Annotated in this window: 22 protein-coding genes; 11 read left to right on the plus strand and 11 right to left on the minus strand. The window is 66.7% G+C overall.

Annotation, left to right across the window (positions count from 1 at the left end; all coding sequences use genetic code 11):
• Positions 1-2,196, minus strand: a 2,196-nt coding sequence (locus AC07Z7_RS20750) for an EAL domain-containing protein (RefSeq protein WP_494767516.1), incomplete at its 3' end; no start/stop codon positions are given.
• Positions 2,197-2,467: 271 nt separating this feature from the next.
• Complete coding sequence (locus tag AC07Z7_RS20755) at positions 2,468-3,697, minus strand: nucleoside recognition domain-containing protein (protein WP_494767517.1); 1,230 nt, start codon at positions 3,695-3,697, stop codon at positions 2,468-2,470.
• 225 nt (positions 3,698-3,922) lie between these two features.
• Between AC07Z7_RS20755 and AC07Z7_RS20760 the strand changes: the two genes are divergently transcribed.
• The 10 genes from AC07Z7_RS20760 to AC07Z7_RS20805 all read left to right on the plus strand — a co-directional run bounded on the left by AC07Z7_RS20760 (position 3,923) and on the right by AC07Z7_RS20805 (position 15,169).
• Positions 3,923-4,636 carry a YebC/PmpR family DNA-binding transcriptional regulator gene (locus AC07Z7_RS20760; protein ID WP_494767518.1) on the plus strand — a complete coding sequence of 238 codons (714 nt, stop codon included), beginning with the start codon at positions 3,923-3,925 and terminating at the stop codon, positions 4,634-4,636.
• Positions 4,637-4,723: 87 nt separating this feature from the next.
• On the plus strand, positions 4,724-5,011 hold the full coding sequence (locus tag AC07Z7_RS20765) for a DnaJ domain-containing protein (protein WP_094291232.1): 288 nt from the start codon (positions 4,724-4,726) through the stop codon (positions 5,009-5,011).
• An 8-nt stretch (positions 5,012-5,019) separates the two neighbouring features.
• Positions 5,020-5,595 (plus strand): hypothetical protein, encoded by a 576-nt coding sequence (locus AC07Z7_RS20770; RefSeq protein ID WP_094291058.1) that lies wholly within the window; start codon positions 5,020-5,022, stop codon positions 5,593-5,595.
• Between the two features lie 5 nt (positions 5,596-5,600).
• Positions 5,601-6,368 carry a hypothetical protein gene (locus tag AC07Z7_RS20775; RefSeq protein ID WP_494767519.1) on the plus strand — a complete coding sequence of 256 codons (768 nt, stop codon included), beginning with the start codon at positions 5,601-5,603 and terminating at the stop codon, positions 6,366-6,368.
• A complete protein-coding gene (locus AC07Z7_RS20780) occupies positions 6,368-7,624 on the plus strand; it encodes a hypothetical protein (protein WP_494767532.1) in 1,257 nt (418 codons plus the stop codon). Before AC07Z7_RS20775 ends, AC07Z7_RS20780 begins: the two co-directional genes overlap by 1 nt.
• Positions 7,625-7,763: 139 nt before the next feature.
• Positions 7,764-8,966, plus strand: coding sequence for a GGDEF domain-containing protein (locus AC07Z7_RS20785; protein WP_494767520.1), 1,203 nt, complete (start codon positions 7,764-7,766; stop codon positions 8,964-8,966).
• Positions 8,967-9,149: 183 nt separating this feature from the next.
• A complete protein-coding gene (locus AC07Z7_RS20790) occupies positions 9,150-9,755 on the plus strand; it encodes a DUF1569 domain-containing protein (RefSeq protein WP_494767521.1) in 606 nt (201 codons plus the stop codon).
• A gap of 286 nt (positions 9,756-10,041) precedes the next feature.
• A complete protein-coding gene (locus AC07Z7_RS20795) occupies positions 10,042-11,136 on the plus strand; it encodes an HlyD family secretion protein (protein WP_494767522.1) in 1,095 nt (364 codons plus the stop codon).
• The gene (gene rbbA / locus AC07Z7_RS20800) at positions 11,133-13,874 is read left to right on the plus strand and encodes a ribosome-associated ATPase/putative transporter RbbA (protein WP_494767523.1); all 2,742 of its coding nucleotides are present in this window, start codon (positions 11,133-11,135) and stop codon (positions 13,872-13,874) included. Before AC07Z7_RS20795 ends, rbbA begins: the two co-directional genes overlap by 4 nt.
• Positions 13,875-14,044: 170 nt before the next feature.
• On the plus strand, positions 14,045-15,169 hold the full coding sequence (locus AC07Z7_RS20805; protein ID WP_494767524.1) for an ABC transporter permease: 1,125 nt from the start codon (positions 14,045-14,047) through the stop codon (positions 15,167-15,169).
• 63 nt (positions 15,170-15,232) lie between these two features.
• Here AC07Z7_RS20805 and AC07Z7_RS20810 read toward each other — a convergent pair whose 3' ends face one another.
• Both AC07Z7_RS20810 and AC07Z7_RS20815 read right to left on the minus strand, forming a co-directional pair.
• Entirely contained in the window at positions 15,233-15,997 is a 765-nt protein-coding gene (locus AC07Z7_RS20810; protein ID WP_494767525.1) for a hypothetical protein, read from the minus strand.
• Positions 15,998-16,148: 151 nt separating this feature from the next.
• Positions 16,149-17,432, minus strand: a complete 1,284-nt coding sequence (locus tag AC07Z7_RS20815; RefSeq protein WP_494767526.1) for an amidohydrolase family protein — start codon at positions 17,430-17,432, stop codon at positions 16,149-16,151.
• A gap of 70 nt (positions 17,433-17,502) precedes the next feature.
• Here AC07Z7_RS20815 and AC07Z7_RS20820 point away from each other — a divergent pair, with 70 nt between their 5' ends.
• On the plus strand, positions 17,503-17,862 hold the full coding sequence (locus tag AC07Z7_RS20820; protein ID WP_494767527.1) for a VOC family protein: 360 nt from the start codon (positions 17,503-17,505) through the stop codon (positions 17,860-17,862).
• Between the two features lie 34 nt (positions 17,863-17,896).
• Here AC07Z7_RS20820 and AC07Z7_RS20825 read toward each other — a convergent pair whose 3' ends face one another.
• The 7 genes from AC07Z7_RS20825 to AC07Z7_RS20855 all read right to left on the minus strand — a co-directional run.
• Positions 17,897-18,820, minus strand: coding sequence for an ABC transporter permease (locus AC07Z7_RS20825; RefSeq protein WP_494767528.1), 924 nt, complete (start codon positions 18,818-18,820; stop codon positions 17,897-17,899).
• 114 nt (positions 18,821-18,934) lie between these two features.
• A complete protein-coding gene (locus AC07Z7_RS20830) occupies positions 18,935-19,996 on the minus strand; it encodes an ABC transporter permease (RefSeq protein WP_494767529.1) in 1,062 nt (353 codons plus the stop codon).
• A gap of 24 nt (positions 19,997-20,020) precedes the next feature.
• Complete coding sequence (locus AC07Z7_RS20835) at positions 20,021-21,592, minus strand: ABC transporter ATP-binding protein (RefSeq protein ID WP_494767530.1); 1,572 nt, start codon at positions 21,590-21,592, stop codon at positions 20,021-20,023.
• On the minus strand, positions 21,593-22,558 hold the full coding sequence (locus tag AC07Z7_RS20840) for a 5'-methylthioadenosine/S-adenosylhomocysteine nucleosidase (RefSeq protein ID WP_094291071.1): 966 nt from the start codon (positions 22,556-22,558) through the stop codon (positions 21,593-21,595).
• A 137-nt stretch (positions 22,559-22,695) separates the two neighbouring features.
• Complete coding sequence (locus AC07Z7_RS20845; RefSeq protein WP_094291072.1) at positions 22,696-23,706, minus strand: BMP family protein; 1,011 nt, start codon at positions 23,704-23,706, stop codon at positions 22,696-22,698.
• Between the two features lie 224 nt (positions 23,707-23,930).
• Positions 23,931-24,560, minus strand: coding sequence for a uracil phosphoribosyltransferase (gene upp, locus AC07Z7_RS20850; protein WP_094291073.1), 630 nt, complete (start codon positions 24,558-24,560; stop codon positions 23,931-23,933).
• Positions 24,561-24,598: 38 nt separating this feature from the next.
• Positions 24,599-25,033, minus strand: a 435-nt coding sequence (locus AC07Z7_RS20855) for a pyridoxal-phosphate dependent enzyme (protein WP_494767531.1), incomplete at its 5' end; no start/stop codon positions are given.

Below are 25,033 nucleotides of genomic sequence, written 5' to 3' on the forward strand. Positions count from 1 at the left end.
GCCGGACAGCAGGTCCACGATGGCCTGGCTTTCGGCAAACTCCGCCACGGTCTTCTTGCCCATCAGGCAACCGATCTCGTGGATGGACTTCACCATGGCAAAGCTCACGGGGTCGTCGGCCATGCTCTTCACAAACTGGCCGTCGATCTTGAGCGTGTCCACCGCCAGCTCGCGCAGGTAGGCGTAGGAAGACAGTCCGCTGCCAAAGTCGTCGAGCGCGAACTGGCAGCCCCGCGCACGCAGGGCCTGGAAGAAGCGGTTGGCCGCTGCCAGGTCGCCCATGGCAGCGGTTTCGGTGATCTCGAAACACAGGCGGTCGCAGCGCACCGGGGTCAGGTCCATGGCCTGCAGCACCTGGCCCAGGAAGGCGGCGTCGCCCACCGACTGGCCCGAGAGGTTGATGCTGCACAGCTCCACCCCCTCCTGGTGTTCGGCCATCCATGCCAAGGCCTTTTTGATGACCCAGCGGTCCACGCGGGCGGCCAGCTGGTAGCGCTCCACGGCGGGCATGAATTCTCCGGGCGAAACCAGGCGGCCATCGGCCGTGCGCATGCGCAGCAGGATTTCGCAACGCAGGCCACGGCGCTGGCTGTCAGGGGCCGCGCCCAGGCCGATGATGGGCTGGCCGAACAGCTCGAACCGGTCGTGCTGCAGGGCGTCTTCGATGCGGCTGACCCATTCCATCACGCCATAGCGTTGTGCCAGGGCCGGGTCGTTCTCGGCATAGACATGGATGCGGTTGCGCCCGCCGTCCTTGGCCACGTAGCAGGCGCTGTCGGCTGCCTGCAGCAGGGCGCCCACACTTTCCGTGGTGGCGTCGAGCATCACTGCCCCGATGCTGACGCTCACGCTGAACACATGGTCGCGCCATACAAAGCGGAACGCGGCCAGTTCTTGCTGCATGCGCTCTGCCACCTGCAAGGCCTGCTGCAGATCCTGCTGCCACAGCAGGATGCCGAACTCGTCGCCGCCCAGGCGGCACAGCAGGTCCTGGGGCTGCAGGTGGGCCAGAAACAGGCGCGCCACCTGTCGCAGCAGTTCGTCGCCTGCGGCATGGCCGCAGGTGTCGTTGATCACCTTGAAATTGTCGAGGTCGAGGTAACACACGCAGTGGCGGGCCGTGGCATCGCGCGTGGCGGCAAAGGCCTGGGCCAGCAGGTGCTCGAACGCACGGCGGTTGCCCAGGCTGGTGAGCGTGTCGTGCAGGGCCTGGAACTCCATTTCGCGGCTCAGCCGGCTGGCCTCGGTCACGTCACGAAACACCAGCACCACGCCGTCGGCATCGCCACCGGGGCGCAGCAGGGGGGAGGCCGACAGATCGATCAGCAACGGTGCGCCCGCCTGTGGCGTGCATCGCAGCTTCGCATGGAACTGGGTAATGCCTTGCTCCAGTGCGCGGCCCACCAGGTCGGGGGCTGTGTCGGTGCCGGGCTCGGTGCCCAGGCCCAGCACATCCTGGTGCCTGCGCCCGCAGGCGGCGGCCAGCGGCCAGCCGGTCAGCGCCTGGGCAGCGGGGTTGAGGTATTGCACCAGCCCCGCAGCATCGGTGGTGACCACGGCGTCACTGATCGATTGCAGGGTCACCTGCAGGCGCTCTTTCTGGTGCACCAGCGCTTCTTCGGCCTCGCGCCGCGCGGTCATGAAGCGCACCCGGTCCAGCGCCACGGCCAGATGCCCGGCGGTGGCCTGCATCAGCGCGACCTGCCAGGGCTTGGGCGGCCGCACGCCTTCCTCGTCGCCATAGGTGCCCATGCCCAGTGCGCCCAGGCGCTGGTCGGCCATGACCAGCGGCACGTTGACGATGGTGCGGTTGTGCAATGCCGCCACCACGGCCTTGTTGGTGCGCGGGTCGGTGCGCGCGTCTTCCACCACCACGACGTGGGTGGCCTGCATGATTTCTTCGAGCAGTGCATCCCCCTTCACGGGGATTTTCATGGTCTGGATCTGGCGGCTCAGGGCGCTTTCTTCGCCGCTGGTGGTGTGGGTGAGGAAATCCAGCATCCCTGTGGCTTCGTCGAAAAGCGCCAGCCAGACATGGCGATAGTCGAAAACGCTTTCGCCCATGGGTTTGACGGCTTCCAGCACGTCGGGCAAGGTCCAGGCGCGCTCCAGGCGTTTGCACAGCTGGAGCAAGGCCTCGGCGTGTTGGCGCCCTTCGGCTTCGTGGGGTGCTGCGGGGTGGTGGGGCAGGGTCATGGAGCGTGGTGGAAGGCGCTTGTCAGGGAGGTCACGGGGTCTTGGAGAGGCATCCCCGCAATGCCGCCGGGGCGCCGCCGCCCGCCCTGCGGGGGACAGCATAGGCGGCCCCTCTGCCACCCGCATGGTGGAAACCACCAATCGTTGCTTGCAGAAGTGGTGGAAGTCGCCGCACGAGAGGAAAAATCAGGAAAGGCCCATCGATTGCTATAAGGATGATAGCTGCATGGGCTGATTGAATGGGCGGCAGGGCCTGATTTGATCTATTTTTTTACCCGAAGAACTGGTAGCACACGGCAATGGCGGCCACCACGCCCGCCAGCTCGGCCAGCAGCGCGCAGCCCACCGCATGCCGGGCGCGCTGAATGCCCACGGCGCCGAAGTACACGGCCAGCACATAGAAGGTGGTTTCGGTGCTGCCCTGGATGGTGGCGGCGGCCAGGGCGGCAAAGCTGTCCACGCCCTGGGTCTGCATGGTTTCGATGAGCATGGCGCGCGCGGCGCTGCCCGAAAACGGCTTGACCAGGGCGGTGGGCAGCGCATCCACAAACCGTGCGTCGGCGCCCAGCGTGGTCACGCACCAGCGGATGCCGTCCAGCACATAGCCCAGCGCGCCCGAGGCGCGGAACACGCCCACCGCGCACAGCATGGCCACCAGGTAGGGCAGCAGGCCCTTGGCCACGTCAAAGCCTTCGCGCGCGCCGTCGATGAAGGCTTCGTACACCGGCACCTTGCGCCAGGCGCCCAAAGCCACAAACAGCACCACCAGCGCAAACAGCGTGAGGTTGCCCAGCAGCGACGACAACGAGGCCAGGGCGGCGGCGCTGAGCGTGGTCAGCAGCGCCATGAAGCCGCCCAGCACCAGCGCCACGGGCAGCAGGTAGGCCAGCACCACGGGGCTCCACAGTGGCAGACGCTGGACCGCGGCCACGCTCAGCAGCCCCACCAGGGTGGATGCGGAGGTGGCGAGCAGGATGGGGAGGAAGACCAGCGTCGGGTCGGGCGCGCCCTGCTGCATGCGGTACATGAAGATGGTGACCGGCAGCAGCGTGAGCGAGGATGCGTTGAGCACCAGAAACAGGATCTGCGCATTGGTGGCCGTGTCGGGCTGCGGGTTCAGCTCCTGCAGCGCCTTCATGGCCTTCAGGCCCATGGGTGTGGCCGCGTTGTCCAGCCCCAGGGCGTTGGCCGCAAAGTTGAGGGTGATTAGCCCCAGCGACGGGTGGCCGCGCGGCACGCCGGGCATGAGCCTGGCAAACAGCGGCGCCAGCCAGCGCGCCAGGGCGTCCACCAGGCCCGCCTTCTCGGCGATGCGCAAGAAGCCCAGCCACAGCGTGAGCGTGCCAAACAGCAGCACCATCACCTCGACCGAGAGCTTGGCCATCTGGAACAGCGCCTGCACCATGGCCGAGAAGATGTCGGCATTGCCACCCACCAGCCACTGGGCCAGCGCGGCCACCGCCGCCGTGATGAAAAAACCGAGCCACAGGGTGTTGAGCATGGGATGAATGTAGGCGCTGGGGCGGGTGAGAGCCGGAGTGGTGCCGAGGTTACACGCTGGTCGGCGGGGGATGGGTGGGATGCCCCCCCGTTTTGCGTCGCCACGACAGCGCCAGGGTTGTCCGCACGGGGCAGTTGCAGGGCGGCGGGTAAACTATAGGGTTTTGCCGCGCAGGGCGACCTGCGGCAAACACCCCTCTCAATTCCCACACAAAAAGGTAACTCCATGGGCGCGCAGTGGAAAGCAAAAGGCAAGGCACTGGTGGCCGATGCCAAGGGCAAGCTGTTTGGCAAGCTGGTCAAGGAAATCACCGTGGCCGCGCGCGGCGGTGCCGACCCGGCCAGCAACTCGCGCCTGCGCCTGGTGGTCGAGCAGGCCCGCAAGGCCTCGATGCCCAAGGACACGCTGGAGCGCGCCATCAAGAAGGGTTCGGGCACAGGGGCCGACGCCGTCAATTACGAGCGCGTGATCTATGAAGGTTTTGCCCCGCACCAGGTGGCCGTGATGGTCGAATGCCTGACCGACAACGTCAACCGCACGGCGCCGGAGATGCGCGTGCTGTTCCGCAAGGGCCAGTTGGGCACCTCGGGCTCGGTGGCGTGGGACTTCAACCATGTGGGCATCATCGAGGCCGAGCGCGCCAATGCCGATGCCGACCCCGAGCTGGCCGCCATTGAAGCCGGTGCGCAGGACTTTGAAGCGGGCGACGAAGAAGGCACCACAGTCTTCTGGACCGAACCCACCGACCTGGACCTGGTGAGCCGTGCACTGCCTGCCCACGGCTTCACGGTGCTCACCGCCAAGCTGGGCTACAAGCCCAAGAACCCCGTCAACCCCGCCAACCTCACAACCGAGCAGCTCGAAGAGGTCGAAAGCTTCCTGGCAGCCATCGACGGCAATGACGACGTGCAAAACGTGTTTGTGAGCCTGGGCGGCTGATGCACGGTTGATACGCGATGGCAGGCCCCTGCGGCCTGCGTCATGGCTATCACCATCGCCACCGGCTTTCACACCACCCACCATTCAATGACTGCAGACCACTACGCTGCCCTCGGGCTGGCGGCCAATGCGTCGCTGGCCGACATCAAGAAGGCCTATCGCCAGAAGGCCGCCTTCTACCACCCCGATCGCAACGACGCACCCGACGCTGCCCAGCGTTTTGCCCAGGTGCAAAAGGCGTACGAGGTGCTGTCCGACGACGAGGCGCGCCAGGCCTACGACGACAACCGCCGCCGCAACCTGCTGGACGACCCGCTGCAGACCGCGCAAGAGATCTGGCAAGCCTACTCGGCGCGCATTCTTTCTTCTTCCTGATCGCTTCTGTGAAACTTTCTCCCTACTTTCATGACCTGCGCTCCGCCTACCAGGCTGAGCTGGACGACCTGGTCTCCGACTCCGAAGGCAACGATGTGCTGCGCAAGCGCCTGGCAGAGAAGCGCAACGAAATCGCCTTTCTGGTGCAGATGATGGAGCTGGCCCCCGAGATGGTGGCCGTGGTGTTTCACCGGGGTTTCCGCTTCACCCAGCCTGCAGCCGTCGAGCAACTGTTGGGCCTGCCCGTGGATGCCTTGCCCGACTGGCACAGCCTGACCCACGCCGTGGCGCTGGAGCCCTGGGCGCAGAGCCTGGCGCAGACCGTGCTGCGTGAGCCCCAGGGCGCGCGTTTTCTGGCGGTGGCGGCGGGGCTGGAATACCTGCAGCAGCATGCACGCATGGCGCCCGCCGCCGCTGTGCATGGCGACAGCGATGCCGAGGACGATGGTGAAGACGCCGCCGAGCACGACGACGACTACAGCGCCCTGAGTGCCGACGATGCGGTGGACCCGCAAAACAGCCGTACGCGCGAGGAGTCCAGCGCCAACTGGCTGGCCGATGTGGGCTTTGACCGCAAGGAATGACGACCATGAGCAGTAGCAGCAACCAACACCTGGCCCTGATCACAAAGACCACCAGCCTCATTGCTGCGGGTGACATCGTGGGCGCCGAATCGGCCCTGGCCGAGCTGGCAGATGCCGAAGGCGACAACGCCCTGATGGTGGTGCTGGACCAGCTCGCGCCCAAGGACATCCTGGCCGTGATGCGCGAGTACGACGACTCCAAGGCGTCCGTGGTCAACATGCTGGTCACGCCCGAGCAGTTTGCGCGCGCCATGGTGCTGGAAAAGCAGTACAAGGACCTCACCCACACCCACCTGCGGAACATGGTCAACGCCGTGGTCTTCCGCGACGATGCCGATCCGGTGGAGTTCCTCACCGCCATTGGCGACCTGGAAGGCGGCGCCGAGGCCCTGGCCAACTACTTTGCCGAGAAGTGGAGCCGCGTGGAGGCCTTTGCCCGCACCGGTACCTTTGACGCGACCGAAGACTACGGCGTGACGCTGAGCGACGACGAGCTGCTGGCATCCGGCTACGTGCAGCCGCGCGTGGACCAGGACGAGGTGGCCGACCGCGACTGGATGCAGATGGCCTGGCTGTTGCGCTATGAATGCCGCGACCTGTTCATCGAAATGCTGCTGGTGCTGCGCGCCAAGGCGCGTGCGTTTGACCTGGGCCTGGAAGAGGGCGACGACGCCCCCGCCGAGGAAGACGACGGCAAGTTCGAGACCAGTGAGACCGACCGGGGCAAGGCCACGCCCGCGGCCCGCGCTTCCGACGAAGAGTCCGCGATTTGATGATGTCTCAAAGCTCTGCACTGCAACTGCACGACGCGCGCCCTTTCTTTGAAAAGGCGCTGGTGTACGGCGTGCAGCACGGTATCCTCGATGCGGACCGGCTGGCGGCCATCAATACCGATGCGCCCAAGGGCATGGTGCAGATTGCGCGCTACTTTGGCAGCGAGTTCTTGCGGCCCGAGCTGGAAAAAGCGCGCGACCGCATGGTCAACCTCATCAGCCTGTACCTGCTGGAGACCACGGACGGTGACCTGGCCAAGGCGGCGGTCTCGCTGCGCGACAACTCCTTTCTGTCGCGCTCCAAAGGCGGCTCGGACATGCTCAAGCGGCTGATCGCCATGCCCGAGAGCAGCAACTTCGGCATGGCCGGGTATGCCGATGCCGAAACGCCGCTGCTGGCCGCCTGGTCGCTGCGCAGCCATGCCGACTACCGCGCCGAGCTGGCCCGGCGCAGCCAGATTGCCCAGGCCATCGCCGCCGCCGAGTGGCTGGCCGCACAGTACGACCTGGACACCGACGAGCTGGAGTCCGCCGGTGCCGACGCCGAGGCCGTGGTCCGCACGGGCCTGCTGATGCAGGCCCTGGCCCCGCAGGCCATGGCGGCGGGCGAGTGGCCCAGTGCACCGGCTTTTGAAAAGCTGGTGACGGGTCTGCGCAAGAAAAAGCTGCCCGTGCCCACGGCGCTGCGCCTGCCGCCCGGGCTGCCCCAGCCGCTGCACGACGCCGTGGCGGTGCACTGCAGCGCCGTGCTGGCCGACCTGCCCAAGCTGCTGCAGTCCACCACGCCGCTGCGCACCCTGCTGCGGCCCATGGCGGCGTTTCGTGCGCGCTACTTCCTGCTGGACGACCCGCTGGCCGAGGTGGAGGCCCTGCACCACAGCCTGGACGCGCTGGAAGACGACGCCGAACCCCCACAGCCCGCCAGCAAGACCTGGCTCAAGACCACCGACGGCAACGACGACGAACATTCGCTGCTCACGCTGTTCCTGTGCCTGGCGGCCGGTGTGCCCAAGAAAACCTTGCTGACCGAGAAAACCGCCGCCAGCCTGGTGCGCAAGGCGCGCAAATCCGGCCTGCAGCCCGCGCTGGCGGCCGACTTCATCCGCGCCCATGCGCCCGGGGTGCACCAGCAGGACTACCTTGCGCTGTGGGCCAGCTTTGTGCAGGACGCCGAGAAAACCTTGCTCAGCGACATGGACTACCAGATGCACGACGCGCTGGCGCTGCTGCGCCGCGAATGCAATGTGACGGGGTAGGCCGCACAGCCGGGATATGCCAGACGGCGGGGCCTGCGCCCTTAACCCAGGTCAAGGAACCCCGCCGGGGGCGCCCCTCGGGAACGGGGCGGCACGGCGGCGCGGTTAACATTTGGGGCACCCGCCTGCCCATCCCCCCGTGCACAGCCCCACACTCACCATCCTTGCGGCGCTTTTGACCGCGCTTGTCACCGCCGTGCTCTACGCCGTGTGGCATTTCAACAAGAACATCCCGGGCCTGCGCCTGTGGATGCTGTCCTTTTTGTGCAGCTCGATTTTTACCGTGAGCCTGCTGGCGCGCAGCTGGCTGCCCGAGGTAGTGGGGGTGGTCATCTCACAGGGGTTTGTGGCGCTGGGGGCCTATCTGTGCCTGCTGGCCGGGCGCACTTACATGGGGCGGCGGCCGTTTTCGCACCTCTATGCGGTGGTGGGCATCGGCGCGCTGGTGGCCTTGTCGGTGGTGTTCACGGTGGTGTACCCGCACCTGGGCATGCGTTTTGTGCTGGCGGGGCTGGGGGCGGGTGTCTGCTACCTGCTCACGGCGCGCACCCTGGCGGCAGGGGGTATGCATCGGGTGCCCGCCCGCTACCTGCTGGCGGGCGTACTGGGCCTGCATGGCCTGTTCCTGCTGCTGCGGCCTGCCTTGTTCACGCTGGGCAGTGCGGGGCCCGGGGTGCTGCCGGGGGCGGGGCCCATGGCGTTGGTGTCGCAGTTTGTGGTGCTGGAGGCCATCGTGGCCGCCGTGCTGCTGGGGTTTGGCGCGCTGATCCTGGCCAACGAATTCATCACCAGCGAGCTGCGCCACTTGGCCGAGGTGGACCCGCTCACCAGCGTCTTCAACCGCCGCGCCTTCTTCACCTTGCTCGACAAGGCCGTGAGCGGTGCCCAGCGCACCCATACCCCGGTGCCCGTGCTGGTGCTGGATCTGGACCACTTCAAGACCATCAACGACACCTGGGGCCACCGTGCGGGCGACGATGTGCTGCGCCACTTTGTGGCCCTGGCCCTGCGCTGCCTGCGCAAGGAGGACGTGATGGGCCGGCTGGGCGGCGAAGAGTTCGCCATCTTCTTGCCCAATGCCGGGGCAGAGGGCGCACGCGCCGTGGCCGAACGCCTGCGGCTGCTGGTCGAATCCCACCCCGCCGCAGCAGGTGCGCGCTCGATCCCTCTCACGGTGAGCATCGGCATTGCCCTGTGCGGCCCGGGCGACTCGGCGGGCGCTGCGCTGCAACGAGCGGACGAGGCCATGTACCTGGCCAAGCAACGCGGCCGCAACCGGGTAGAGATGTCGGGCCCTGCCGCGGCCGCTGCGGCGCCTGCAGTGGTGGCGACGGCGGCCTGAGTGGAGCTGCTGCGGGATCGCCGGGGGGCTTGGGCGGCCTGCGCACAGAACGCTTGTGCGTCGCCCAGCAGCCCAATGTCGGCTGCCCGACCTTCAGGGGGGCGCGCGCTGTAGGTGCCCGGCATGGGCCTGCCGCAAAATTGCAGGCCCTGAGGTCACCCACGTCATTGACACGCACACGCCATGGCAGCCACTCCCTCCCGCAGTAGCAGCGTTCCCACCGGCCCGATGGCATCGCCCCGCAGGGCTTTCCTGCGTTATGGCGCAGGCCTGGCCACCGTGGGGGTGGCGGCGGGGGGCGGCTACTTGCTGTACCGGCCTGCCAACGACCGGCAGCTGGTTTTTGCGACCGTGGCCGATGCCATGCGCGAGGTGGAACGTTTGGCCAGCGCCGCCGTGGGCCCGCTGGCCCCCGCCACGGCCTGGAACTGGTCGCAGACGCTAGTGCACTGCGCGCAGAGCATCGAGTATTCGCTGCAGGGTTTTCCAGCCCCAAAGTCGGCCCTGTTCCAGAACACGCTGGGCGCCGCAGCCTTCAACCTGTTTGCCCTGCGCGGCCGCATGAGCCACAACCTGGCCGAACCTATCCCTGGCGCCCCCGCACTGGACGCAGCGGCCGAGGCACAGGCCGCCCTGGCCCGCCTGCGCAAGGCGGCGCAGGACTTTGCCGCCCACACCGGCCCCTTGCAGCCCCACTTTGCCTATGGCGCTCTCACCAAGGCGCAGTACGAGCAGGCGCATGCCATGCACCTGGCCAACCACCTGTCGGCGTTTGATGTGGTGGGTTAGCTATATTTTTGATAGCTATCAAGACATGCCAGACAGGCGGAAAGGCCGATTTTCCTTGTAATTTTCAGCAGATCACCCATTGCAGGCCCGCAGCCCAGGCGCCTGCAGACCGGTGGGTGCCCGAGGCCCTGGAGGCCGCCGGTGGGGGCCTTTGTGCAGGGATTGATGCAGGTCAAGAGACCGCTTGGGAGTGCTTGGGGCAGCCCGGGGCCAGGGCTACCATCCTTTGACGGGTCTGGCACCGCGCGCAGCGCGGGTTTGCGCCAGCACCCTGCAAGGATGACCCATGACCAAGCGATGGACGATAGTTGCGGCGCTGGCCGTGGTGCTGGCGGGGAGCGCTGTGCTACTGCGCTGGGCGCCTTGGCAGCCCCAGGGCCCCGGGCCTGGTTTTGTCAGCGGCAATGGCCGCATCGAGGCCACCGAGGTGGCCGTGGCCACCAAGCTCGCGGGGCGGGTGCAGGAGGTGCTGGTGGACGAGGGCGCGTTCGTCTCTGCGGGCCAGCCCGTAGCCCGCATGCAGATCGACAGCCTGCAGGCCCAGCGCGACGAAGCCGTGGCGCGGCTGCAGCAGGCGCAGCTGGCCATCGACAGCGCACGGGTGCAGGTGGCACAGCGCGAGAGCGACCACCAAGCCGCCCTGGCTGTGGTGGCCCAGCGTGAGAGTGACCTGGACACAGCCCAGCGGCGCCTGCCGCGCTCTGAGAAGCTGGCGCGCGAGGGCTTCTTTTCCAGCCAGCTGCTGGACGATGACCGCGCCAAGGTGCACAGCCTGCAGGCGGCATTGACGGCTGCGCGCTCGCAGGCCAAGGCTGCGCAGGCGGGCATTGGCGCCGCGCGCACGCAGGTGACCAGCGCCGAGGCCAATGTGCGTGCGCTGCAGGCGACCCTGGCGCGCATCGACGTGGAGCTGGCCGACAGTGAACTCAAGGCCCCGCGCGCCGGGCGCGTGCAGTTCCGCGTGGTGCAGCCGGGCGAGGTGGTGGGTGCGGGTGCGCGCGTTCTGCAGCTGGCCGATCTGACCGATGTGTACATGACCTTCTTCTTGCCCGAGACCGTGGCGGGCCGCGTGGCGCTGGGCAGCGAAGTGCGCATCGTGCTCGACGCCGCACCCGGCTTTGTGATTCCCGCAAGCGTCTCGTTTGTGGCCAGCACGGCGCAGTTCACCCCCAAGACGGTGGAGACCGCCAGCGAGCGGCAAAAGCTCATGTTCCGCGTGCGGGCGCACATCCCCAAGGATCTGCTGGTGCGCCACCGGGAACAGGTCAAGACCGGCCTGCCTGGCGTGGCCTGGCTGCGCCTCGACCCGAGCGCACCCTGGCCGCAGCAACTGGCGGTCAAAGAAAGCATGCAAACAGCAGCCCCCCAGGCGGCACAGTGACCGCCCCCGTAGTCACCCTCGCAGGCGTCAGCCAGCGCTACCACCGCACGGTGGCGCTGGAGGGCATCGACCTGCAGCTGCCCGCTGCGTGCATGGTGGGCCTGATCGGGCCGGACGGGGTGGGCAAGTCCAGCCTGCTGGCGCTGGTGGCCGGAGCACGGGCGGTGCAGCGGGGGCAGGTGCGGGTGCTGGGCGGCGACATGGCCGACGGCCACCACCGCAACGCAGTTTGCCCGCGCATTGCCTACATGCCGCAGGGCCTGGGCAAGAACCTGTACCCCACGCTGTCGGTGGAAGAAAACCTGCAGTTCTTCGGCCGCCTGTTTGGCCACGACGCCACCGAGCGCCGCCGCCGCATTGACGACCTGACCCGCAGCACCGGGCTGCACCCGTTTCTGGCGCGGCCAGCGGGCAAGCTCTCGGGCGGCATGAAGCAGAAGCTGGCCCTGTGCTGCGCACTCATCCACGACCCCGACCTGCTCATCCTGGACGAGCCGACCACGGGCGTGGACCCGCTGGCCCGCGCCCAGTTCTGGGACCTGATCGCGCGCATCCGCGCAGGCCGCCCGGGCATGAGCGTGCTGGTGGCCACCGCCTACATGGAGGAGGCGCAGCGCTTTGACTGGTTGGTGGCCATGGACGAAGGCCGCATTCTGGCCACGGGCACGCCCGCCGAGCTGATGCAGCGCACCGGCCATGCGAGTCTGGAGGCCGCCTTTGTGGCCCTGCTGCCCGAGACCAAACGGCGCGGGCACCAGCCCGTGGTGATCACGCCCTTGCAGACGGAGTCAGCCGCCGAGATCGCCATCGAAGCCCGGGGCCTGACCATGCAGTTTGGCGACTTTGTGGCGGTGGACCATGTGAGCTTTCGCATCCAGCGGGGCGAGATTTTTGGCTTCCTGGGCAGCAATGGCTGCGGCAAGTCCACCACCATGAAGATGCTCACCGGCCTGCTGCCCGCGAGCGACGGGCAGGCCTGGCTGTTCGGCCAGCCGGTGGACCCCAAGGACATGGCCACGCGGCGGCGCGTGGGCTACATGTCGCAGGCGTTTTCGCTGTACAGCGAGCTGTCGGTGGAGCAGAACCTGGTGCTGCACGCCCGGCTGTTCCATGTGCCCGAGGCCGAGGTACCCCAGCGCGTGTGGACCATGCTGGAGCGCTTTGGCCTGCAGGGTGCGCGCGGCACGCTGCCCCTGCAGCTGCCGCTGGGCATGCGACAGCGCCTGTCGCTGGCCGTGGCCATGGTGCACGAGCCCGAGCTGCTGATCCTGGACGAACCCACCTCGGGCGTGGACCCGATCGCGCGCGACCATTTCTGGCGGCTGATGGTGGAGCTGGCGCGGCGGGACAAGGTCACCATCTTCATTTCCACCCACTTCATGAACGAGGCCGAGCGCTGTGACCGCATCTCGCTCATGCACGCGGGCCGGGTGCTGGCCAGTGCGGCACCAGCCGACATCTTGGCCCAGCGCAGCGCCACCACGCTGGAAGAAGCCTTCATCGGCTACCTGGTGGATGCAGGCGGAGGCGCGTCTGGCCTGCCGAATGCCGAACCGGCCCCGTCGGCCCCGGTGGGCAGCGCCCCGGCCCGCCCGACCTGGGCGCAGCGCCTGCGCCAGAGCCTGGCGCGCATCCACAGCACCCAGTGGCGCGAGGCGCTGGAGCTACGGCGGGACCCGGTGCGTGGCGCGCTGGCGCTGCTGGGCTCGCTGATCCTGATGTTTGTGATGGGCTACGGCATCAGCATGGATGTGGAAAAGCTGCGCTTTGCGGTGCTGGACCGCGACCAGTCGGCCGCCAGCCGTGCCTACACCCTGAACCTGGCGGGCTCGCGCTATTTTGCGGAGCGACCGCCCATCACCAGCCATGCCGAGCTGGACCAGCGCATGCGCTCGGGCGAAATCTCGCTCGCGCTCGAAATCCCGCCTGGCTTTGCGCGCGACCTGGAGCGCGGCCAGGCCGTGCAGATCGGGGCCTGGGTGGACGGCGCCATGCCCCAGCGTGCCGAGACGGCCATGGGCTACGCGCTGGGCATGCACCAGGACTGGCTCGCCCAGGCCATCCAGAGCCGCACAGGCATGGCCCCACACAGCCTGGTGGAGGTAGAAACCCGCTACCGCTACAACCCCGACGTGCGCAGCCTGCCCGCCATGGTGCCCGCAGTCATCCCGCTGCTGCTGCTCATGCTGCCCGCCATGCTCACCGCCCTGGCCGTGGTGCGCGAGAAGGAGCTGGGCTCCATCATCAACCTGTACGTCACGCCCACCACGCGCACCGAGTTCATGCTGGGCAAGCAGCTGCCCTATGTGCTGCTGGCGCTGTTCAACTTCGGGCTGATGTGCCTGGCGGCCGTCACGGTGTTCGGTGTGCCCATGACGGGCAGCTTTGGCACGCTGGCGCTGGCGGCGCTCATCTTCAGCTTCTGCTCCACGGGCATGGGCCTGCTGGCGTCCACGGTCACGCGCAGCCAGATTGCAGCCATGTTCTTTGCCATGGTGGGCACGCTCATCCCGGCCGTGCAGTTTGCGGGCCTGATCAATCCCGTGTCGGCCATGACCGGCTTTGCGCGCTGGGTGGGCGAGGTCTACCCGGCCAGCCACATGTTCACCATCAGCCGGGGCGTGTTCAACAAGGCCCTCACGCTGCAGGACCTGCAGGCCGAGTTCTGGCCCATGCTGGTGGCGGTGCCGGTCATTGTCGGCGCGGCGATTGCGCTCCTCAGAAAGCAGGAGAGTTGAGTGACGCACAACCTTGCAATGGCTGTCTTCGAGCCTCCGTCCGCAGAAACCGGCGCGGCACAGGCCAGTGGCTGCCGCGCAAGGGCCGCCCCGCCGCGCTGGCAGCGTCCCCCTTCCCGCGCACAGCGCGAGAGAAGGGGGAAGGCGCGCAGCGCCACAGGGGGATGGACATGATTCAGTGGTCGAACATCTTTCGGTTGGGCATCAAGGAGCTGTGGAGCCTGTGGCGCGACCCGGCCATGCTGTTCCTCATCGTCTACACCACCACGCTGGCGGTGTATTCCGCTGGCAAGGCGCAGCCTGAGACGCTGTACCACGTGCCCATCGCCATCGTGGACGAGGATGGCTCGGCCCTGTCGCAACGCATCGCCAGCGCCTTCTACCCGCCCCAATTCACACGCCCGGCCATGATCGGCATGCACGAGGTAGACCCCGGCCTGGATGCAGGCCGTTTCACGCTGGTGCTGCACCTTCCCGCCCACTTCCAGCGCGATGTGCTGGCGGGCAGGTCCCCCTCGGTGCAGCTGAATGTGGACGCCACACGCAATGGCCAGGCGTTTGCCGCCAACGGCGCAGTGGCGCAGGTCGTACAACTGGAGGCCGCCGAGTTCGTTCAGGGCCACCGCAGCGCGCCCACCCAGCCGGTGGAGTTGGTGGTGCGCGCGCGCTTCAACCCGGCGCTCAACCCCGCATGGTTCGGCTCGCTCATGGAGCTGATCAACATCGTGACCATGCTCTCCATCATCCTCACCGGCGCCGCGCTGATCCGCGAGCGCGAGCATGGCACCGTGGAGCATTTGCTGGTGATGCCTGTCACCCCCGGCGAGATCATGCTGGCCAAGGTCTGGGCCATGGCGCTGGTGGTGCTGGTCGCTACCTGGGTGTCGCTCACGGTGGTGATCCGCTGGGCGATTGGTGTGCCCATCGAGGGCTCGGTGCCGCTGTTTCTGCTGGGCGCCACGCTGCACCTGTTTGCCACCACGTCCATGGGCATCTTCATGGCCACGGTGGCGCGCAGCATGCCGCAGTTCGGGCTGCTCATGGTGCTCATCATGATGCCGCTGCAAATGCTGTCTGGCGGCGTGACCCCGCGCGAGAGCATGCCCCTGTGGGTGCAGTACGGCATGGCGCTGGCGCCCACCACGCACTTCACCGAGCTGGCCCAGGCCATCCTCTACCGGGGCGCAGGCTGGGCGGTGGTGTGGCCGTCGCTGGTGTGGCTGCTGGGCATTGGGGCGGTGCTGTTCAGCCTGGCGCTGGCGCGGTTTCGCAAGACGATTGCGCGCATGGCATGAGCGCACCAGTGCTTCCTGTGTCTCACACCGGGCGAGAGTGTCATGGCTTGGTGTCGAATTCTTTCAGGGGCAGATTGAAGCTGCCCCTTCGGTCTCCGGTGACTGAGAACGCGCGGGTGCTTCCTGACAGGTTTTTGCCACTGGTCTGGGTAAATACCACGCGGTATTTGCCTTCGTCCACGCGGTCCAGTGTGTAGCCTCCGCGGGGGACAAGTAGACCTGCCTCAGCGGGGAACAGGGGTTGGCATCCGCCGCGCACAGGCGCGCCCATAGTCCTTCATCGCCGGGATTGTTTAGCGTGATCAGGGTGTCCCCACCAGCGGCCAGGTAAGGTTGGCCGAGCAAGCGGCCACTGGATTTGGGCCATTCGCCTCGCCGGTTGTCTGGTGATTTGCCATGGGGGTAGGGCAGGGTGTGCTTGACGACAGGCCCCTTCGATGGCTGTGCTGAATGCTGCGGAAAGTTGGGCCCCCCATAGCGTTGGGGGGCTCCCCACAGGGCATAGCCCACCAGCACATAAAGCAGCGTGGCCATTGCCAGCAAAGCCATGGCTCCGTAGCTGCTGGTTTTGATCCAGGGCCTGCGTGGGTAGGTGAAGTTATCCAGCAGTCCGCCGACGGCATCTCGGCCGGTGATTGCGCGCACCAGCCAGAACAATGCGGCGGCACCCCACAGGCCCGCCAGCAGCCAGGGCCTGGCCAACTCGTTGTAGATGCCCATCAAGACGAGCTTGGGCATCATGAAAATCAGGTCCGCAAGGCTTGCTTCCGCCCTCGCAGTGGCGCTGAATGTCAGCGCCGCAACGCAGAGGAGGAGTTGTTTGTGCATGGCGAAAGCGACCAATGGGTTCAGGCGCTGGGGGTGGTGCTGCACGGGATGATCATTGCCCGCTGGAGTGTCCCGATGGTAGTCGTCTGGCACGCTGGGTCACCCAAGGTCGTGGCGAACGGCCGTCGAGGCATGCGAACTGCAACAGACCTCAAGAGCTGCCCGTTGAAATGAAATTTGTACTGCTTGGCCGCCCCGGCAGGCGCAACTGTGCCACCGGCGCTGGGCTGCTCGCTACCCGCTGGCCGCGCCGCCACACCCCCAGCCGCGCAGCGCGCAGGCGGATGGCCTCCACCGGGTTGCTCGCGTGCAGCAACACGAAGTCGGCGTGGCAGCCGGGCGCAATACCGTAACCCTCCAGCCCCAGCAGGCGCGCGGGGTTCACCGTCACTGCATCAAAACATTGCCGCATGCCTGCCTGGCTGGTCATCTGCCCCACGTGCAGGCCCATATGCGCGGCCTCCAGCATGTCGCCGCTGCCGCCGCTGTACCAGGGGTCCAGCACGCAATCGTGGCCAAACGCCACCGTCAGGCCTGCGGCCATCAGCTCGGGCACACGGGTCATGCCCCGGCGCTTGGGGTAGGTGTCGTGGCGACCCTGCAGCGTGATGTTGATGAGCGGGTTGGCCACCACGCCCAGATCGGCTTCGGCCATCAGGGGGATGAGCTTGCTCACGTAGTAGTTGTCCATGCTGTGCATGGAGGTGAGGTGCGAGCCCGTCACGCGGCCCTGCAGTCCCAGGCGCTGTGTTTCAAACGCCAAGGTTTCCACGTGGCGCGAGTGCGGGTCGTCAGATTCGTCGCAGTGCATGTCCACGCGCTTGCCGCGCTCGGCCGCCAGTTCGCAAAGGATCTTCACGCTCTCGGCCCCCTGGGCCATGGTGCGCTCGAAGTGCGGAATGCCGCCCACCACGTCCACACCCATATCGAGCGCGCGTTTCAGGTTGGCCAGCCCGCCGGGCGCACGCAGCACACCGTCTTGCGGAAAGGCCACCAGCTGCAAATCCAGGTACGGCGCCACACGCTGCTTCACATCCAGCAGCGCCTGCACGGGCAGCAGGCTGCGGTGGCTGGTGTCAACGTGCGAGCGAATGGCGAGCAGCCCGCGCGCCACGGCCATGTCGCAATAGCGCAGGGCGCGCTCTACGATGGCCTCGTGCGTCAGGGTGGGCTTGAGTTCGCCCCACAGCGCAATGCCTTCGAGCAGGGTGCCGCTCTCGTTCACGCGCGGCTGGCCGTAGCTCAGGGTCGAATCCATGTGGAAATGCGCGTCCACAAACGGGGGGCTCACCAGCAAGCCACCGGCGTCCACCGTTTCGTGCGCGGGCGCTTGCAGGCCTTCGGTCACTTCGGTGATGCGGCCGTTTTGCACGGCAATCGACATGTTCTGGCGGCCGTCGGGCAGGGTGGCGTGGGTGATGAGCAGGTCGAGCATGGTGGGGAGTGTAGAGATTCGTTGGGACGTGCAGGCACACTGCGGGGTCTCAATCAGAAAGGGCTGTCCGATGAACGCACATGAAAAGCTGAACTACGTCGAATTTGCCGCGCGCGATTTGCCTGCCACTAAGTCGTTCTTTGAAAAGGCCTTTGCATGGGCCTTTGTGGACTATGGCCCCGAGTACACAGCCTTCTCTGGCCAGGGGCTGGACGGCGGCTTCTTTCAGGCCAGTCTGTGCTCCACCCCGGCCACTGGCGGCGCCTTGCTGGTGTTCTACAGCGCAGACCTCGAAGCCACATTGGCCAAGGTGGTGAAGGCGGGTGGCTGCATCGTCAAGCCGGTGTTCGACTTTCCGGGAGGGCGGCGCTTTCATTTCACAGAGCCCAGTGGCAACGAGTTTGCGGTGTGGTCCGACCAGAGGGGGTGAATGAATCGGGCGTGGTGGGCGCATTCGCATCTTCTCATCGCTCCCCCTTGCGATACGGCTTCATCAGCGCCTGCGGATACGCCGCCTTGCGTGCCACCAGCACCAGCGCCAGGATGGACAGCAGGTACGGCAGCATCAGATACACCTGGTACGGCAGCCACGCATCGCCCGCCTGCTGGAGGCGCAGCTGCAGCGCGTCAAAAAAGGCAAACAGCAGCGCACCCAGCAGCGCCTTGCCGGGCCGCCACGACGCAAACACCACCAGCGCCACGCAGATCCAGCCGCGCCCGTTGATCATGTTGAAGAAAAACGCGTTGAACGCCGACAGCGTGAGGAACGACCCCGCCACGCCCATCAGCGCCGACCCCGCCACGATGGCGCCGGTGCGGGTTGCCGCTACCGAGATGCCCTGGCCCTCGGCCGCCTGCGGGTTCTCGCCCACCATGCGCACCGCCAGGCCCAGCGGGGTGCGTAGCAGCAGCCAGGCCAGGAGCGGCACCAGCAGCAGCGCCAGCAGCGTGAGCGGAGTCTGCGCAGAGAGGATCGGAATGCCCAGCCATTCCATCGGCGCAAACGGCTCGATGGTGGGCGGCGTGTTCACCTTGGGGAAGCTCACCCGGTAGCCGTAGTAACTGAGCGCTGTGGCCAGCAGCGTGATGCCCAGCCCCGAGACATGCTGCGACAGTGCCAGCCCGACGGTGAGCCACGCGTGCAGCAGGCCAAACACCGAGCCCGTGAGCGCCGCCACCAGCACCCCGGTCCACAGTCCATGGCCCGCATACACCGTGAGCCAGCCAGCGAAGGCCCCGGCCACCATGATCCCTTCAATGCCGAGGTTGAGCACCCCGGCGCGTTCGCACAGCAAAACCCCCAGCGTGCCCAGGATGAGCGGGGTGGCCACGCGCAGGGTGGCAATCCAGAACGCGGGGTTGGCGAGGATGTCGAGCAGTTCGGTCATGCAGCTGCTCCGGCATGGTTTGCTTTGTTTTTGATAGCTAAAAAGGCATGATGGACGCGCGGTAAAGGCCCATTTTTATTGAAATTCTGGTGTGAATGGGGGTTCATGCTGCCCTCACTTCCAGCGCACGCGGTACTGCGTCAGCAAGCCCGCCACCAGCACTGCGATCAGCGAGGTCGCAACGATCACATCTGCAATGTAGGTGGGCACGCCCACCGCCCGGCTCATGCTGTCGGCCCCTACCAGCACGCCCGCCACAAAGGTGCCCGCCGCGATCACGCCCAGCGGGTGCAGCCCGGCCAGCATGGCGATCACGATGCCGCTGTAGCCGTAGCCGGGTGACATGTCGAGCGTCACATAACTCGTACGGCCGGCCACCTCGATGGCGCCCGCCAGCCCCGCCAGGCCGCCCGACAGCAAGGCCACGAGCACGACAGTGCGGGTAATGGGCACACCTGCAAACGCCGCCGCCCGCGCATTGGCCCCGGCTGCGCGGATGTCAAAGCCTGGCACCGTGCGCGCCAGCAGCGCCCACAGCATCACGGCCAGCGACACGGCCCACAGCAGCCCCGTGTGCAGCCGCGTCTGCGGCACCAGCTTGGAGAGTTCCAGGTCGCCTTGCAGTGCCACGCTCTGCGGCCAGCCCATCGAGAGCGGGTCTTTCATCGGGCCATCGAGCAGCGCCGAGACGAGCAGCAGCATGATGAAGTTGAGCAGCAGCGTGGTGACCACCTCGTCCACGCCCAGCCTTGCTTTCATCAGCGCCGGGCCCAGCAGCAGCGCGGCGCCCGCCAGCGCGGCGGCCAGCATCATCAGTGGAAAGAGCACATAGGGCGACCACTCCAGCCCCGTGCCGCCATGCATGCCGCCCACCGCCACAGCGGCCAGCGCCCCGGCGTAGAGCTGCCCCTCCGCCCCGATATTGAACAGCCGCGCCCGAAAGGCCACGGCCGCTGCCAGGCCCGTCAGGATCAGCGGCGTGGCGCGGGTAAGAGTTTCGGTCAGCGCAAACACCGAGCCGAACGCGCCTTGGAGCAGCAGCGCGTAGGTCTGCCCCACCGGCGCGCCGGCCCACAGCACCAGCAGGGCGCTGACGATCAATGTGAACACCACAGCACCCACCGGTGCCAGCACGTAGGTGGCGGGGGAGGTGTGGTTGCGTTTTTCGAGTCTCATGTGGGTTGTTCTTGTTGTTGTCGCTCAATGTGCAGCGCCTGCCATCGCGAGGCCGATGGCTTCGCGTGTCCAGTCTTCTGCGGGCCGGGCCTCGCTCAGGCGCCCGTCATGCATCACCGCCACTCGGTCGCCCAACGCCAGCACTTCGTCGAGGTCGTCGGAGATCAGCAGCACGGCGGCGCCGTTGTCACGGGCTGTGATGAGTTGCTGCTGCACAAACATCACCGCGCCAATGTCCAGCCCCCAGGTGGGCTGGTGGGCCACGATGAGTTGGGGGGCGGGCGCGGTGTTGTCCGCGCCATTCTGTGGCGGCATCAGCGCCCGGCCCAGGATGAGCTTTTGCATGTTGCCGCCCGACAGCGACCGCGCAGGCGCATCCGGTCCGCCGCCACGCACGTCAAAGGTCTCGGCCACCTGCTTTGCATGCTGGCGCGCCGCGCGGCGTTTGACCCAGAAGGCGCGAAACCAGGGGTGTGCAAACCAGGGGTGTGCAAACCAGGGGCCGCGCAGGCGTTCGGACACGGCGTTCTCCCACACGGGCAGATCCCCCACCACGCCCACGGCATGGCGGTCTTCGGGGATGCGGGCCACGCCCTGGCTCACCAGCCATGCGGGCCGGGCTTGCAGAGGGGCGCCGCGCAGGGTGACCGCGCCCGAGGAGGCTGCGCGCACGCCACACAACACATCGGCCAGCGCCACCTGGCCGTTGCCGCTGACGCCTGCAATCGCCACGATCTCGCCTGCGCGCAGGGTGAGGGACACATCGTTTAACCGGTCGCGCCCGGTGGGGGCTGTGCTCACGTGGGTCAGGACGCAGATGGGCTCGCCCACATTCTTTGCGGGGCGGCGCTTGGCCGCTTCAATGGCATGGCCCACCATCCATTGCGCCAGCTGCCCTTGTGTGGTGCCCTGCGCAGGCGCCTCGGCTACCAGCTTGCCCTGGCGCAGCACGGCCACGCGGTGCGATACGCGCAGCACCTCGCCCAGCTTGTGGCTGATGAAGATGATGGACAGGCCCTGCGTCACCATCTGCGCCAGGGTATCGAACAGCGCCTCGCTCTCCTGTGGGGTGAGCACGGCGGTGGGTTCGTCCAGGATGAGGATGCGCGCGCCCCGGTAGAGCGCTTTCAGAATTTCGACCCGCTGGCGCTCGCCCACTGAAAGGTTTCCGACGCGCGCATCGGGGCTGACGGGCAGGCCAAACTGCTGCGACACGGCCAGCAGCTTGGCGCGCGCCTCGCTGCGGCGCGAGAAGGGCTGCCACAGCGGCTCGGTGCCCAGCAGCACGTTGTCCAGCACCGTGAGGTTGTCGGCCAGCGTGAAGTGCTGGTGCACCATGCCAATTCCCGCGGCCAGCGCCGCGCGCGGCTGGCCGGGCGGCAGGGGCTGGCCGAAGACCTCGATGCTGCCTTCGTCGGCCACGTAGTGCCCGAACAGGATGGACATCAGTGTGGACTTGCCAGCGCCGTTTTCGCCCAGCAGGGCCAGCACTTCGCCGCGCGCCAGGGTCAGGCTGATGCTGTCATTGGCGATCAGCTTGCCGAAGCGTTTGGTGATGCCCGAAAGGCGCAGGACGGAAGCCGTGGACTCTGTCATTTACTTCCAGCTGGCCAAAAACGCCCGCAGCACCTTGGCCGAATTGGCCGCTGCCAGACCCATGAAGGTGCCCATTTCGTTCTCGCCTTCGCCACCACCGGCCAGGTCGCTGAGCGAACGGAAAGCGATGTAGGGCACACCATTGCTGTGCGCCACCATGGCGGTGGCGGCGGTTTCCATGTCGAGCACATTGGCCTCAAAGGTCTTGAAGGCGTACTCGCGAAAGGCCTTGTTGTCCACGAACGCCTGGCCCGATACGCCGTTGCCGCCCACTACCAGTTGCGGGCGCTGTTTCAGGCAGGTGGCGGCCAGGCAGTGCTCCAGGCCCACGTTCTGCAGGCTGCGGGCAGTGGCCAGCATCTTGGGGTCGGCTTCGAACCAGAACTTTTTGGTGAGTTTGGGGTTGGCGGCAGACCGCACCTCCACGGGGCGTGGGTGCATCATGCCGAAGGCGGGCATTGTCAGCTCGCTTTTCATCCAGGCGGGGGCGCTGTACTGGCCGGGCTTGTCTTCGCGCGCCATCAGCCATTCCATGTACTGGCCCCACTGTGCGGGCACCGTGACGTCGCCGATGTGCAGGCCGGGGTTCACGCCGCCTGCAATGCCGCTGAAGACCACATGGCTCACGTTGAAGCGGTCCAGCACCAGCTGCGTGTTCATGGCCGCGTTGGTCATGCTGATGCCGGAGAGAAACACCACTACAGGCTTGCCCTCCAGCGTGCCGGTGGTGAATTCCACGCCGTTGATGCTGTGCTTGGCGGGTTGCTGCACCTGGGGCAGCAGCACGGTCAGCTCCGGCGCAAAGGCGGAGATGACGGCGATGCGGGGCGTGTCGTCCAGCCGCACCGCCGTCTTGCCGGGCGCGGTGGCGGCGCAGCCTGCGACCACGGCGGCGAGGGTGAGGGCGCCCAGCAGGCGTGTGCACCGGGAGATCAGGGAAGGCTTGGCGGCGGGGAGGGATTGCATGGGGGTGGTACCTCGTCAAAGAAAACAGCGGTGCGCGCAGTCAACGCTTGAAAACAAACAGGCCACCGCTTTGCCGGGGTGGCCTGTGCACAGACTGGAGCGGGGGCGGGCAGGGGGGCGCCCGCCACATTCAGTGCTTACTTGGCCGTCGATTTGGGCTGGTTGTCGTCCACCTTGACGGTGAACTTGCCCGCCAGGATGTCGGCCTCTTTCGCCTTGACCTTGGCGACGATGTCTGCGGGCACCTTCTTCTCGAACGTGCCCAGGGGCGCGAGTTCAGAGCCCTTGTGCTTCATCATCGAATACGGGCCGTAGTCCTCGGCAGTGAACTTGCCCTCTTTGACCAGCTTGAGCGCGCGGTCGATGCTGGGTTCCATGTGCCAGATGGCCGATGCCACCACCGTGTCGGGGTACTTGTCCTGGGTGTTGATCACGTTGCCGATGGCGAGCTTGCCCTTTTCCTTGGCCGCATCACTCACGCCAAAGCGCTCGGCATAGAGCACGTCGGCGCCCTTGTCGATCATCGCGAAGGTGGCCTCCTTGGCCTTGGGTGGGTCAAACCAGCTGTTGATGAAGGTGATGGTGAACTCGACCTTGGGATTGGTCTCTTTGGCTCCCGCCATGAAGGCATGCATCAGGCGATTCACCTCGGGGATGGGGAAGCCGCCCACCATGCCGATCTTGTTGGTCTTGGTCATGCCTCCAGCGATCATGCCGCTCAGGTACGCGGGCTCCTGGATGTAGTTGTCGAACACGCTGAAGTTGGGCGCCTGCGGCTTGCCGGAGGAGCCCAGCAGGAAGGACGTTTTGGGGAAGTCCTTGGCCACCTTGCGGGCGGCGGCTTCCACCGCAAAGGCCTCGCCCACGATGAGCTGGTTACCGCCCGTGGCGTACTCGCGCATCACGCGTTCGTAGTCGGCGTTGCTCACGTTTTCGCTGGCCTTGTATTCGATCTCGCCCCGTGCTTCAGCGGCCTTGAGCGCCTTGTGGATGCGGCTGACCCATTGCTGCTCGAAGGGCACCGTGTAGATCGCCGCGACCTTGAGCTTGGACTGCGCTGTGGCCAGTGAGGGCGCCATCGCCATAGCAGCCGAGAGGGCCAGGGAGGTGCAGAACAGGCGTCCGGTGAAAAGGCGGCGAGTGGTCATGGTGGGGTTCCTTCAGACAAACGAACAAAGGGTTGGAGGTGCCTTTGTCAAGCAAGGAGCGCGCCAGTAGGCCCCCCGGACTGCGGCAAACCGCTGGCAAGTCTGCCAGAGGAAAGCCACCAGGTGGTAAAAATTTGCGGGCGCGGACAAGCCACCATGAAAAAAGCCACCGCCGGGCTCGATGGCCCTGCGGTGGCTGGTGCACGCCCCGGCGCGCTGTGCTCTTATTTGGTGCCAAAAATGCGGTCGCCCGCATCACCCAGGCCCGGCAGAATGTAGCCGTGGTCGTTCAGCTCGCGGTCGATGGCGGCGGTGAAGATCGGCACATCGGGGTGGGCCTTCTGCAGCGTGGCCACGCCTTCGGGGGCGGCCAGCAGGCAGACGAACTTGATGGAGCGGGGGTTGAGTTTTTTCAGGCGGTCCACACAGGCGGCGGCCGAGTTGCCGGTGGCCAGCATCGGGTCCACCACGATGATGTCGCGCTCGTCCATCTCGGACGGCATCTTGAAGTAGTACTCCACCGGCTGCAGCGTGGCCGGGTCGCGGTACAGGCCGATGTGGCCCACGCGGGCGCCGGGCACCACGTTGAGCATGCCGTCCAGAAAGCCGTTGCCCGCGCGCAGGATGGAGACCAGCACCAGCTTCTTGCCGTCGATGACCTTGCCGGTCATGGTTTCCAGCGGGGTTTCGATCTCGATGTCCTGCAGCGGCATGTCGCGCGTGACTTCGTAGGCCATCAGCGTGGAGAGTTCGCCCAGCAGGCGGCGGAAGCTGTTGGTGCTCGCGTCCTTTTTGCGCATCAGCGTGAGCTTGTGCTGGACGAGGGGGTGGGTGATGACGGTGACGTTGCTCATGGCAGGAAGTAGGAAATTGCTTTTTTTTGAAACGGGCATCAGTCTGCCAGAAACCGCGAGTAGCGCGGCAGATCGACGTTGCCCCCGCTCACGATCACGCCCACGCGCTCGCCGTGCAGCAGCTTGGCGCCATCGTCTTCGCCCGAAAAGGCCTGCGCGCCCGCAAACGCCAGAGCGCCCGTGGGTTCAACGACCACTTTCATGCGCGCTGCAAAAAAGCGCAGGGCTTCGATGAGCTGCTGGTCGCTCACGGTGACGATGTCTTCGACATGCTCGCGGATGATGGGGTAGGTGAGTTCGCCCAGGCTCGGTGCCTGCGCGCCGTCGGCGATGGTGTGCGGGTTGGGAATGCGCACGATGTGGCCCGCGCGCAGCGACTGCTGGGCGTCGTTGGCCGTCTCGGGCTCGACGCCGATCACCTTGCACCGGGGCGCCAGCGCCTGCGCGGCCAGCAGGCTGCCCGAGAGCAGGCC

The organism is Acidovorax sp. GW101-11A03 (assembly GCF_059424825.1).

Excerpts from the sequence above, each read along its gene's own strand:
- AC07Z7_RS20830 (WP_494767529.1), bottom strand. The coding sequence starts at position 19,996 with ATGAGACTCGAAAAACGCAACCACACCTCCCCCGCCACCTACGTGCTG.
- AC07Z7_RS20835 (WP_494767530.1), bottom strand. The coding sequence starts at position 21,592 with ATGACAGAGTCCACGGCTTCCGTCCTGCGCCTTTCGGGCATCACCAAA.
- AC07Z7_RS20765 (WP_094291232.1), top strand. The coding sequence starts at position 4,724 with ATGACTGCAGACCACTACGCTGCCCTCGGGCTGGCGGCCAATGCGTCG.
- AC07Z7_RS20810 (WP_494767525.1), bottom strand. The coding sequence starts at position 15,997 with ATGCACAAACAACTCCTCCTCTGCGTTGCGGCGCTGACATTCAGCGCC.
- AC07Z7_RS20760 (WP_494767518.1), top strand. The coding sequence starts at position 3,923 with ATGGGCGCGCAGTGGAAAGCAAAAGGCAAGGCACTGGTGGCCGATGCC.
- AC07Z7_RS20755 (WP_494767517.1), bottom strand. The coding sequence starts at position 3,697 with ATGCTCAACACCCTGTGGCTCGGTTTTTTCATCACGGCGGCGGTGGCC.
- AC07Z7_RS20775 (WP_494767519.1), top strand. The coding sequence starts at position 5,601 with ATGAGCAGTAGCAGCAACCAACACCTGGCCCTGATCACAAAGACCACC.
- AC07Z7_RS20780 (WP_494767532.1), top strand. The coding sequence starts at position 6,368 with ATGATGTCTCAAAGCTCTGCACTGCAACTGCACGACGCGCGCCCTTTC.
- AC07Z7_RS20840 (WP_094291071.1), bottom strand. The coding sequence starts at position 22,558 with ATGCAATCCCTCCCCGCCGCCAAGCCTTCCCTGATCTCCCGGTGCACA.
- AC07Z7_RS20790 (WP_494767521.1), top strand. The coding sequence starts at position 9,150 with ATGGCAGCCACTCCCTCCCGCAGTAGCAGCGTTCCCACCGGCCCGATG.
- AC07Z7_RS20795 (WP_494767522.1), top strand. The coding sequence starts at position 10,042 with ATGACCAAGCGATGGACGATAGTTGCGGCGCTGGCCGTGGTGCTGGCG.
- AC07Z7_RS20815 (WP_494767526.1), bottom strand. The coding sequence starts at position 17,432 with ATGCTCGACCTGCTCATCACCCACGCCACCCTGCCCGACGGCCGCCAG.
- upp (WP_094291073.1), bottom strand. The coding sequence starts at position 24,560 with ATGAGCAACGTCACCGTCATCACCCACCCCCTCGTCCAGCACAAGCTC.
- AC07Z7_RS20820 (WP_494767527.1), top strand. The coding sequence starts at position 17,503 with ATGAACGCACATGAAAAGCTGAACTACGTCGAATTTGCCGCGCGCGAT.
- AC07Z7_RS20845 (WP_094291072.1), bottom strand. The coding sequence starts at position 23,706 with ATGACCACTCGCCGCCTTTTCACCGGACGCCTGTTCTGCACCTCCCTG.
- AC07Z7_RS20825 (WP_494767528.1), bottom strand. The coding sequence starts at position 18,820 with ATGACCGAACTGCTCGACATCCTCGCCAACCCCGCGTTCTGGATTGCC.
- AC07Z7_RS20805 (WP_494767524.1), top strand. The coding sequence starts at position 14,045 with ATGATTCAGTGGTCGAACATCTTTCGGTTGGGCATCAAGGAGCTGTGG.